The organism is Pseudomonas sp. GW822-FHT02E03, from assembly GCF_058802325.1.
Map to the genome: position 1 here is coordinate 136,461 of NZ_JBXAOA010000013.1, position 11,000 is coordinate 147,460.

At 60.1% G+C, this 11,000-nt stretch carries 9 protein-coding genes; all 9 read left to right on the plus strand.

The features are described 5' to 3' along the window. The first annotated feature begins 44 nt into the window (after positions 1–44). The 9 genes from AC1RQB_RS12765 to AC1RQB_RS12805 all read left to right on the plus strand — a co-directional run bounded on the left by AC1RQB_RS12765 (position 45) and on the right by AC1RQB_RS12805 (position 10,927). A complete protein-coding gene (locus AC1RQB_RS12765; protein ID WP_008072948.1) occupies positions 45–776 on the plus strand; it encodes a response regulator in 732 nt (243 codons plus the stop codon). Further along, on the plus strand, positions 766–2,235 hold the full coding sequence (locus AC1RQB_RS12770) for an ATP-binding protein (protein WP_063341296.1): 1,470 nt from the start codon (positions 766–768) through the stop codon (positions 2,233–2,235). Before AC1RQB_RS12765 ends, AC1RQB_RS12770 begins: the two co-directional genes overlap by 11 nt. Before the next feature lie 228 nt (positions 2,236–2,463). Continuing rightward, positions 2,464–3,723: a D-mannose isomerase gene (locus tag AC1RQB_RS12775; protein ID WP_063341295.1), complete on the plus strand. Its 1,260-nt coding sequence runs from the start codon at positions 2,464–2,466 to the stop codon at positions 3,721–3,723. 129 nt (positions 3,724–3,852) lie between these two features. Next, positions 3,853–5,160 (plus strand): ABC transporter substrate-binding protein, encoded by a 1,308-nt coding sequence (locus tag AC1RQB_RS12780; protein WP_063341294.1) that lies wholly within the window; start codon positions 3,853–3,855, stop codon positions 5,158–5,160. Positions 5,161–5,346: 186 nt separating this feature from the next. Further along, entirely contained in the window at positions 5,347–6,255 is a 909-nt protein-coding gene (locus AC1RQB_RS12785) for a carbohydrate ABC transporter permease (RefSeq protein WP_007902369.1), read from the plus strand. After that, complete coding sequence (locus AC1RQB_RS12790; RefSeq protein ID WP_008072956.1) at positions 6,248–7,093, plus strand: carbohydrate ABC transporter permease; 846 nt, start codon at positions 6,248–6,250, stop codon at positions 7,091–7,093. The genes AC1RQB_RS12785 and AC1RQB_RS12790 overlap by 8 nt, the downstream gene beginning before the upstream one ends. Before the next feature lie 3 nt (positions 7,094–7,096). Then, positions 7,097–8,257 (plus strand): ABC transporter ATP-binding protein, encoded by a 1,161-nt coding sequence (locus AC1RQB_RS12795; RefSeq protein WP_063341293.1) that lies wholly within the window; start codon positions 7,097–7,099, stop codon positions 8,255–8,257. Between the two features lie 222 nt (positions 8,258–8,479). After that, positions 8,480–9,826: a carbohydrate porin gene (locus AC1RQB_RS12800; protein WP_063341292.1), complete on the plus strand. Its 1,347-nt coding sequence runs from the start codon at positions 8,480–8,482 to the stop codon at positions 9,824–9,826. 231 nt (positions 9,827–10,057) lie between these two features. Beyond that, on the plus strand, positions 10,058–10,927 hold the full coding sequence (locus AC1RQB_RS12805) for a D-hexose-6-phosphate mutarotase (protein ID WP_063341291.1): 870 nt from the start codon (positions 10,058–10,060) through the stop codon (positions 10,925–10,927). Positions 10,928–11,000: the final 73 nt, after the last annotated feature.

Sequence of the window (11,000 nt, forward strand, 5' to 3'; positions counted from 1 at the left end):
TAAGGCATAATCCTCCACAACACAAACAACAAGGACGCCGCCCCGTGAGCTCAGTCAACAAGTCGATTTTGTTGGTCGATGACGATCAAGAGATACGCGAGTTGCTGGACACCTACCTGACCCGCGCCGGTTTCCAGGTCCGTACCACGCCCGATGGTGCAGGCTTTCGTCAGGCCTTGAACGAGGCACCGAGCGATCTGGTGATTCTCGACGTGATGCTGCCGGACGAAGATGGCTTCAGCCTCTGCCGCTGGATCCGCCAGCACCCGCGTCAGGCCCATGTGCCGATCATCATGCTCACCGCCAGTTCCGACGAGGCCGACCGCGTCATCGGCCTGGAACTGGGCGCAGACGACTACCTCGGCAAACCCTTCAGCCCCCGTGAATTGCAGGCGCGCATCAAAGCCTTGTTGCGCCGCGCGCAGTTCGGTCAGGAGCGTTCCGGCAGTGAAGTGCTGGCCTTCGATGACTGGCGGCTGGACATGGTCAGCCATCGGCTGTTCCATATCGACGGCGAGGAAGTGATTCTCTCGGGCGCCGATTTCGCGCTGCTGAAACTGTTCCTCGATCACCCTCAGGAAATCCTCGATCGCGACACCATCGGCAACGCCACCCGTGGCCGTGACCTGATGCCGCTCGATCGCATCGTCGACATGGCAGTCAGCCGTTTGCGCCAGCGCCTGCGCGACACCGAAAAACCGCCACGGCTGATCCGTACCGTGCGGGGCAGCGGCTACCAACTGGCCGCCAATGTGGTTGCCGGCAATGGCCACTGAGTTCCTGCGCAAGCTCGCCGGGCGGGTGCCGGTACCGCGCTCGCTGCTCGGGCGCATGTTGCTGCTGACCCTGCTGGCGGTACTGTTCGCCCAGGCGTTGTCGAGCGTCATCTGGGTGTCGCAATTGCGCGCCACGCAGCTCGAAGGCCTGGTCACCAGTGCCCGCAGCCTGGCCCATTCGATGACGGCCAGCGTCAGTTATTTCCGTTCGTTGCCGGTGGCGTTCAGGCCGCTGGTGCTCGATCAGTTACGCAGCATGGGCGGCACCCGGTTTGTGGTGACGCTCAACGACAAACCCTTGGGCATGGAAGTGCTGCCGATCACCCCGCGCAAAGAGGCGGTGCTCAGAGCAGTGGACGAAGTGCTGCGCCAGTCGTTGGGCCAGGACACCGATATCTCGGTGACCTTCGTCAGCCCCGAAGACCTGCGGATTTTCAACGGCGGCCTGAAACTCGATGAGTTGCCGCGCTCCTGGGCGCATTACGCGTTGACCCTGGAGCCGGTGAACCCGCCGGTGCTGGTCACGCAAATCCAGATGGCACCGGGGGAATGGCTGTACATCGCCTCCCTGTTGCCCGAGCCCTACACCAGTCTTGAGGAACAAGGCCTGCCGGCGCAGCAGGTCTGGTTCATCGTGCTCACCAGCGGTTTCCTGCTGCTGTTCATCGGCCTGTTGGTGCACTGGCAGAGTCGACCGCTCAAGCGATTGGCCCGGGCTGCGCGGGACATGTCTCTGGGGGCTGAAGTCGAACCGGTGGCCGAGGGTGGCGGCAGTGAAGTGGTGGAAGTGGGTCGCGCCTTCAACGCGATGCGTGAGCGCATCAGCCGTTACCTGACTGAACGCAGCCAGTTGTTCAGCGCAATTTCCCATGACTTGCGCACGCCGATTACCCGGCTGCGATTGCGGGTGGAATTGCTTGAAGACGAAAAACTGCAAGCCAAGTTCGGCCGTGATCTGGATGAGCTGGAGTTGCTGGTAAAGGGCGCGTTGCAATGCGTGAAAGACACCGACATCCACGAGAACATCGAGCCGGTGGATCTCAATCATGTGCTCGACTGCCTGGTGGAACCGTATCTGGCGCCCAACGGCAATGGCCGCGTGACTCAGCATGGCCGGGCGTTGGCGCCGTATCCCGGCAAGCCACTGGCGCTCAAGCGTTGCATCGGCAACCTGATCGACAACGCCTTGAAATATGGGCAGAACGCGCATCTGCATATCGATGACGATGAGAGCGCGTTTGTCCTGCATGTCGACGATGAAGGGCCGGGCGTGCCGGAGCAGCGTCTGGAGCAGGTGTTCGAACCGCACTTCCGCTTGGCCGGACAGCAGCAGGGTTATGGCTTGGGGCTGGGGATTGCGCGCAACATTGCCCATAGCCATGGCGGTGAAGTCAGCCTGCAAAACCTGCGTGAAGGCGGGTTGCGTGTGACGTTGCAGTTGCCGCGTAGTGTTGATTAGCGGCACCGCGTTATCGTTCTTCGCGAGCAAGCCCGCTCCCACATTGGATTTGTGTACGACGCAGAACCACTGTGGGAGCGGGCTTGCTCGCGAAGGCGTCAGTCCCTTCAATACATCCCTCAAGGCAAATGTCACAACTCGGTGACATAACTCGCCCCCTTCGTTACCTGCCCGCCAACGCCCGTTGTTTAGACTGCCCCCAGTCATAACAACAAAAAAGGTCTTCCCATGGACACCTTCCAACCTGCCTTCAGCAGTTGGCTGAATGCACCTGCCCATCAGCAATGGCTCGCCGCCGAAGGCCTGCGCCTGCTGGCATTCGCCAAGGCTGCAAAGCTTGCCGAAGGCTTCGGCAATCTCGATGAAAAGGGTCGCCTGGCGGCCAACGCGCAAGCCGAAACCATGAACACCGCGCGTATGACCCACAGCTTCGCCATGGCCCACATCCAGGGCCTGCCGGGTTTCGCCGAGCTGGTGGATCACGGCATCCAGGCTCTCAGCGGGCCGCTGCGTGATGCCGAACACGGTGGCTGGTTCGCCACGCCCGAACACCGCGACGGCAATACCGGCAAAGCCGCTTACTTGCATGCCTTCGTGGCGTTGGCCGCGAGTTCTGCAGTGGTCGCCCAGCGCCCCGGCGCACAAGCGCTGCTGGACGATGCAATCCACATCATCGACAGTCATTTCTGGAGCGAGGAGGAGGGCGCCATGCGCGAGTCCTTTAACCGCGACTGGAGCGTCGAGGAAGCCTATCGCGGCGCCAACAGCAACATGCACGCCACCGAAGCCTTTCTCGCCTTGGCCGATGTCACCGAGGACAACCGCTGGCTGATTCGCGCCCAGCGTATCGTCGAGCGCGTCATTCATGATCACGCCGCGGTCAATGACTATCTGGTGGTCGAGCATTTCGACCGCGACTGGCAGCCGTTGCGTGACTACAACTACGACAACCCGGCTGACGGATTCCGCCCTTACGGCACCACGCCGGGCCATGGTTTTGAATGGGCGCGGCTGTTGCTGCATCTTGAAGCGGCGCGGGTGCAGGCCGGGATACTTACACCGGGCTGGCTGGCAACCGATGCGCAAAAACTCTTCGACCACAATTGCCGTCACGGTTGGGATGTCGACGGCGCGCCGGGGATTGTCTACACCCTCGACTGGGACAATCGCGCAGTGGTTCGTCATCGCCTGCACTGGACGCACGCCGAAGCCAGTGCCGCCGCCAGTGCGCTGCTCAAACGCACCGGTGATGAGCAATACGAGCGCTGGTACCGACTGTTCTGGGAATTCTGTGACAGTCATTTCATCGACCGTTGCGATGGCAGTTGGCACCATGAACTCGATCCGCTGAACCGTCCGAGCGCCGATATCTGGGCCGGCAAACCCGACCTCTATCACGCCTGGCAAGCCGTTTTGATTCCGCGCCTGCCGCTGGCGCCGAGCATGGCCATTGCGCTGGCGCAGTTGTCCCAGAGCGTTGCTGTGTAACCAGCTATGTAACCATGTGGTGACATTCGCGCGTCCCTTCGTTACCTGCGAAGGGGCATACCCTGTTTAGAATCCTATGCAGCGCAAGCACCAGACTTGCATGCATAACAACAAGAAAGGTACTACTAGATGAATGCGATTTCTCGCCTCGCTACTGTCATTTCTCTCGCTTCACTGCTTCCTGTTGCTGCATTCCCCGTCAGTGCCCTTGCCGCCGATGCCAAAGGTTCGGTGGAAGTCGTTCACTGGTGGACGTCTGGTGGTGAAAAAGCAGCCGTCGATGTGCTCAAGGCCCAAGTCGAAAAAGACGGTTTCACCTGGAAGGACGGCGCAGTTGCCGGCGGTGGCGGCTCCACGGCCATGACCGTACTCAAAAGCCGCGCCGTGGCCGGTAACCCGCCGGGCGTTGCCCAGATCAAGGGGCCGGACATCCAGGAGTGGGGCAGCACTGGCCTGCTCAGCACCGACACCCTCAAAGAGGTTTCCAAGTCCGAAGGCTGGGATAACCTGCTGATCAAGAAAGTCTCCGACACCGTGAAATACGAAGGCGATTACGTCGCCGTGCCGGTGAACATCCACCGCGTCAACTGGCTGTGGATCAACCCGGAAGTCTTCAAGAAAGCCGGGATCGACAAAGCGCCAACCACCCTCGAAGAATTCTATGCCGCTGGCGACAAGCTCAAAGCCGCCGGCTTCATCGCACTCGCTCACGGCGGCCAGCCGTGGCAGGACAGCACCGTGTTTGAAGACGTGGTGCTCTCGGTCATGGGCGCAGATGGTTACAAGAAAGCCCTGGTCGACCTGGACCAGAAAACCCTCTCAGGCCCCGAGATGGCCAAGGCCTTTACCGAGTTGAAAAAAGTCACCGGCTACATGGACCCGAACCGCGCCGGTCGTGACTGGAACATCGCTGCCGCCGACGTCATCAACGGCAAGGCCGGCATGCAGATGATGGGCGACTGGGCCAAGAGCGAATGGACCGCCGCGAAGAAAGTCGCGGGCAAGGACTACCAGTGCGTGCCATTCCCGGGCACCGAAAAAGCCTTCACCTACAACATCGACTCAATGGCTGTGTTCAAGCTCAAAGCCGATCGCAAAGGCGACATCGCCGCCCAGCAAGACCTGGCCAAGGTCGCTCTGGGCAAAGACTTCCAGAAAGTCTTCAGCATCAACAAAGGCTCGATCCCGGTGCGTACCGACATGCTCAACGACATGAGCGGTCTGGGCTTCGATGCCTGCGCTCAAGCATCCGCCAAGGACTTCCTGGCTGACGAGAAGACCGGCGGCCTGCAACCGAGCATGGCGCACAACATGGCCACGTCCCTGGCCGTGCAGGGCGCGATCTTCGATGTGGTCACCAACTTCATGAACGACAAGAACGCTGACCCGGCCAAGGCCAGCGCGCAACTGGCGTCGGCCGTCAAAGCCGCCCAGTAATCCCTGACGCCGCGTGACCCCTGTGGGAATGGGTTTATGTGGGAGTCAGGCTTGCCCGCGATGCAGGCGATTCGGTTTAACTTCAAACCGCGTTGATGCCATCGCAGGCAAGCCAGCTCCCACAGAAGCCCGCTCCCACAAGGGATCGCCGTGCCGATTTCATTCCTCTTCACCTGGATTATCCCGATGAGCTCTGTGGCGGTTTTCAGCAAAGCCTCACCGTTCGACGCATTGCAGCGCTGGCTTCCCAAGCTGGTTTTGGCGCCAAGCATGCTGATCGTCCTGGTTGGTTTTTACGGTTACATCATCTGGACATTTGTTCTGTCCTTCACCAATTCCAGCTTCATGCCGAGCTACAAGTGGGTCGGCCTGCAGCAATACATCCGCCTGATGGACAACGATCGCTGGTGGGTCGCGAGCAAGAACCTCGCGGTGTTCGGCGGCATGTTCATCGGCATCAGCCTGGTGCTGGGGGTGTTCCTCGCCGTGCTGCTGGATCAGCGCATTCGCAAGGAAGGCTTCATCCGCACCGTTTACCTGTACCCGATGGCGCTCTCGATGATCGTTACCGGTACCGCATGGAAATGGCTGCTCAACCCAGGCCTGGGTCTGGACAAAATGCTGCGTGACTGGGGCTGGGAAGGCTTCCGTCTCGACTGGCTGGTGGATCAGGATCGCGTGGTGTATTGCCTGGTGATCGCCGCTGTGTGGCAAGCCTCCGGGTTTGTGATGGCGATGTTCCTGGCCGGCCTGCGTGGCGTCGATCAATCGATCATCCGCGCGGCGCAAGTCGACGGTGCGAGCCTGCCGACCATCTACCTGAAGATCGTACTGCCGAGCCTGCGCCCGGTGTTCTTCAGCGCTTTCATGATCCTGGCGCACATCGCGATCAAGAGTTTCGACCTGGTGGCGGCGATGACCGCGGGTGGCCCGGGCTACTCGTCCGACCTGCCGGCGATGTTCATGTACTCCTTCACTTTCAGCCGTGGCCAGATGGGCATTGGTTCGGCGAGCGCCATGATGATGCTCGGCGCGATCCTGGCGATTCTGGTGCCGTACCTGTACTCCGAATTGCGAGGCAAACGCCATGAGTAATCAACTTGGCAAACCGGGCATCAGCTTTAGCCGCATCGCGATCTACGCAACTCTGTTGCTGGCCGCGGCGATCTATTTGATCCCGCTGGTGGTGATGCTGCTGACCAGTTTCAAATCCCCGGAAGACATCCGCACCGGCAACCTGTTGAGCCTGCCGCAAGTGATTGATGGCATCGGCTGGATCAAGGCCTGGGACAGTGTCGGCAGTTACTTCTGGAACTCGGTGAAAATCACCGTGCCGGCGGTACTGATCTCTACGTTCATCGGTGCCATGAACGGTTACGTGCTGTCGATGTGGCGCTTCCGTGGATCGCAACTGTTCTTCGGCCTGTTGTTGTTCGGTTGCTTCCTGCCGTTCCAGACCGTGCTGCTGCCAGCCTCGTTCACCCTCGGCAAGATCGGCCTGGCCAACACCACCACGGGCCTGGTGCTGGTGCACGTGGTCTACGGCCTGGCGTTCACCACGCTGTTCTTCCGCAACTACTACGTGAGCATTCCGGATGCGCTGGTCAAGGCAGCGCGGCTGGATGGCGCGGGCTTCTTCACGATTTTCTGGAAGATCCTGCTGCCGATGTCGATCCCGATCGTGATGGTCTGCCTGATCTGGCAGTTCACTCAAATCTGGAATGACTTCCTGTTCGGCGTGGTCTTCGCCAGTGGCGATGCCCAGCCGATTACCGTGGCCCTGAACAACCTGGTCAACACCAGCACCGGGGCCAAGGAATACAACGTTGATATGGCCGCCGCGATGATCGCCGGGCTGCCGACACTGCTGGTCTACATATTCGCTGGCAAGTATTTCCTGCGTGGGCTGACGTCCGGCGCGGTCAAGGGGTAGAACATGGCAACTCTCGAATTACGCAACGTCAACAAGACTTACGGTGCCGGTTTGCCGGACACCCTGAAAAACATCGAACTGAAGATCAATGACGGTGAGTTCCTGATCCTGGTCGGTCCATCGGGCTGTGGTAAGTCCACGCTGATGAACTGCATCGCGGGTCTGGAAAACATCAGCGGCGGCGCGATTCTGGTGGACGACGCCGACATCAGCGGCATGAGCCCGAAAGATCGCGACATTGCCATGGTGTTCCAGTCCTACGCGCTGTACCCGACCATGAGCGTGCGGGACAACATCGCGTTCGGCTTGAAGATTCGCAAAATGCCCACCGCCGAAATCGACGAAGAAGTCGCTCGCGTAGCCAAGCTGCTGCAAATCGAACACCTGCTCAGCCGCAAACCGGGTCAGCTTTCCGGCGGTCAACAACAGCGCGTGGCGATGGGCCGGGCGCTGGCACGGCGGCCGAAGATTTACCTGTTCGACGAACCGCTGTCCAACCTCGACGCCAAGCTGCGGGTCGAGATGCGCACCGAAATGAAACTGATGCACCAGCGTCTGAAAACCACCACGGTCTACGTGACCCACGACCAGATCGAAGCCATGACCCTGGGCGACAAAGTGGCGGTGATGAAGGACGGGATCATTCAGCAGTTCGGCACGCCGAAAGACATCTACAACAACCCGGCCAACCTGTTCGTGGCGAGCTTCATCGGTTCGCCGCCGATGAACTTCATCCCGCTGCGTTTGCAGCGTAAGGACGGTCGTCTGGTGGCGCTGCTCGACAGCGGTCAGGCGCGCTGCGAATTGCCGCTGGGCATGCAGGACGCCGGGCTCGAAGACCGCGAAGTGATCCTCGGCATGCGCCCGGAGCAGATCGTGCTGGCGGGCAGCGAGCCGAATGGTTTGCCGACCATTCGCGCCGAAGTGCAGGTCACCGAACCGACCGGTCCCGACACCCTGGTGTTCGTCAACCTCAACGACACCAAAGTCTGCTGCCGCCTGGCACCGGACGTCGCGCCGGCCGTGGGCGAGACCCTGACCCTGCAATTCGATCCATCGAAAGTGCTGTTGTTCGATGCCAAGACCGGTGAACGCCTGGGGGTGGCCGGCCTGCCGAAAACCGAAGCTCACAGCGCCAACGTAGCCCAATTCAAAGGCCGCTGAATAATCAAATGTGGGAATGGGGTTGTGTGGGAGCCGGGCTTGCCCGCGATACAAGCGACTCGGTTCAACGTTGAATCGAGTTGATGCCATCGCAGGCAAGCCAGCTCCCACAAAAGCCCGCTCCCATTGGGGGATTTGTGGCGGATGCACGCCATCCGTCACAACCGTTGTAAACCGCGTTAGATAAAAACAGTTAATAACAATAAAGACGAGGATGTAGGGATGAAGAAGAAGAACAACGCTCAGCTTATCTGCCAATTGTCAGCGCTTGCGATGATGACGATGGCCGGTAGCGCACACGCGGCTGACGCGTTCAGTGCCGACTCGCAGTGGATGACCGGGGATTGGGGCGGCGAGCGGACCAGGCTGATCGAGCAAGGTATCGACATCAAGGCCGACTACGTTGGTGAAGTGGGCGCCAACCTGCATGGCGGCTACAACGACGACAAGACGGCACGTTACGCCGACCAGTTTGGCTTGGGCGTGGCGCTGGACCTGGAAAAACTGTGGGGCTGGGATAACACCCAGGCGAAGATCCAGCTCACCAACCGTAACGGTGAGAACATCTCTAATGACCGTGTCGGCGACCCGCGTGCCGGCACCTTGAGTTCCTCCCAGGAAGTCTACGGCCGTGGCCATATGGTCCGTCTGACCCAATTGTGGATCAAGCACCAGTTCCTCGACGGTAAACTGGACGTCAAGGCCGGTTACTTCGGCGAAGGCGAAGACTTCAACACCTTCCCTTGCGAGTTCCAGAACCTGGCGTTCTGCGGTTCCCAAGTGGGTAACTGGGCGACCAACATCTGGTACAACTGGCCGGTCATGCAGGCAGCGGTTCGCGTGAAGTACAACATCACGCCCGAGTTCTATGCGCAGATCGGCGCGTACAACCAGAACCCGTCGCAACTTGAGCACGGTAACGGCTTCAAGCTCAGCGGCAGTGGTACCGAGGGCACCGTCTTGCCGGTTGAATTGGTCTGGTCGCCGAAGGTCAACAACCTGCCGGGCGAATACCGTGTCGGTTACTACAAGAGCACTGCCAACGCCGATGACGTGCGTAAAGACGACAACGGCGACGATGCGGCAACCAGCGGTAATGCCTATCGCAGTCACGATAGCAAGCACGGCTACTGGTTCGTGGCGCAGCAACAACTCACCACGCATAACGGTGATGCTTCACGTGGTCTGAACATCGCGGCCAACGCCACTTTCCACGACAAGGACACCAACATCGTCGACAACTACCAGTCGCTGATGTTCGTGTACAAAGGCCCGTTCGATGCGCGCCCTAAAGATGATGTCGGGATCGGTTTTGCCCGTATCCATGTCAACGAAGATGTGAAGAAAAACGCCGAGTTGGTCAACGCCGCCAATGGTGTCAGCGACTACAACGATCCGCTGTTTTCGCCCCTGCGTTCCACCGAGTACAACTACGAGATCAACTACGGTTTCCACGTTACCAACTGGCTGACCGTCCGTCCTAACCTGCAATACATCACTCACCCGGGCGGTGTGGATGAAGTCGACAACGCTCTGGTGGCCGGTCTGAAAATTCAGTCGGTGTTCTGACGCTGTTGCGATAAGCTCCTCTCTATGTGCGCATTTTTGCGGACGGCCATGGCTGTCCGCTTTTTTTTGGGGGCAGCGCACCCCTTGGACAGATCGTTCCCACGCTCTGCGTGGTAACGCCGCTCTGGACGCTCTGCGTCCATCGTATGTGACGCAGAGCGTCACGGGATGCATTCCCACGCAGAGCGTGGGAACGATCAGGTAGAAAAATGATTTTCAGGACCGTGGCACATGCTTGAGCATCCGCTACAACGCTTCTTCAAATCCTTGCGCGAACGTCCGGTGTTTGCGTGGGAGCGCTATCAGATGCGCGATGTGTTGGTGATCGATCATCCGCTGTGTCAGGCGGTGTTCAGCCGGCAGGGCGCGCAGTTGCTGCACTTCCAGCCAAAGGGGCAGAAACCCTGGCTGTGGTGCGCGGCGAAGTGGCCGCATGTCGGTGCGATTCGCGGCGGCGTGCCGGTGTGCTGGCCGTGGTACGGCCGTCATCCGAGCGAAAACGCCTGGCCGTCCCATGGCTGGGCGCGTTTGCTCGACTGGAAACTGCTCGACAGCAGCAGTGATGACGATGGCGTGCACCTGCACTGGCAGTTACAGCTGTGCGACTGGCAAGTGGACTTGCACGCGCATCTGGGCGAACGCATGGATTTGCACCTGAGCACCGAGCATCAAGACGACATGCCGTGCCAGTTGAGCCAGGCGTTGCACGCCTATTGGCGTATTGGTGACGTGGGTGAGGTAGCGCTGTCTGGGCTCGATGGCGCGCAAGGTTACGACCAGTTGAGTCGCCAGGTTTGCCAGCAGGAAGGCGAGTTGCGGGTTGATGGCGGTTGTCAGCGAGTGTTCCAGCATGACGGCGAATTGCAGCTCAAGGACCACGCCTGGCAGCGGCAATTGTGTATCGACACCGGCGATCATGCAGACACGGTGGTCTGGCATCCGGGCTCGCGGCCGTTGCTGGGCGTGAGCTGGAACGAAGTTTTAGAGTTTGTTTGTGTGGAAGCGGCCAGTGGCGGCACCGACAGCCTGTGCCTGGCACCGGGGGAGCGGGCGCATTTGAGTTTGCAGGCGCGGGTGATCGTTCCCACGCTCTGCGCTTGATCGTTCCCACGCTCTGCGTGGGAATGCAGCCCGTGACGCTCCGCGTCACTGGACGCGGAGCGTCCCTAGAGGC

Coding starts and splice junctions, on each gene's coding strand:
- AC1RQB_RS12770 (WP_063341296.1), top strand. CDS start 766: ATGGCCACTGAGTTCCTGCGCAAGCTCGCCGGGCGGGTGCCGGTACCG.
- AC1RQB_RS12775 (WP_063341295.1), top strand. CDS start 2,464: ATGGACACCTTCCAACCTGCCTTCAGCAGTTGGCTGAATGCACCTGCC.
- AC1RQB_RS12780 (WP_063341294.1), top strand. CDS start 3,853: ATGAATGCGATTTCTCGCCTCGCTACTGTCATTTCTCTCGCTTCACTG.
- AC1RQB_RS12785 (WP_007902369.1), top strand. CDS start 5,347: ATGAGCTCTGTGGCGGTTTTCAGCAAAGCCTCACCGTTCGACGCATTG.
- AC1RQB_RS12790 (WP_008072956.1), top strand. CDS start 6,248: ATGAGTAATCAACTTGGCAAACCGGGCATCAGCTTTAGCCGCATCGCG.
- AC1RQB_RS12795 (WP_063341293.1), top strand. CDS start 7,097: ATGGCAACTCTCGAATTACGCAACGTCAACAAGACTTACGGTGCCGGT.
- AC1RQB_RS12800 (WP_063341292.1), top strand. CDS start 8,480: ATGAAGAAGAAGAACAACGCTCAGCTTATCTGCCAATTGTCAGCGCTT.
- AC1RQB_RS12805 (WP_063341291.1), top strand. CDS start 10,058: ATGCTTGAGCATCCGCTACAACGCTTCTTCAAATCCTTGCGCGAACGT.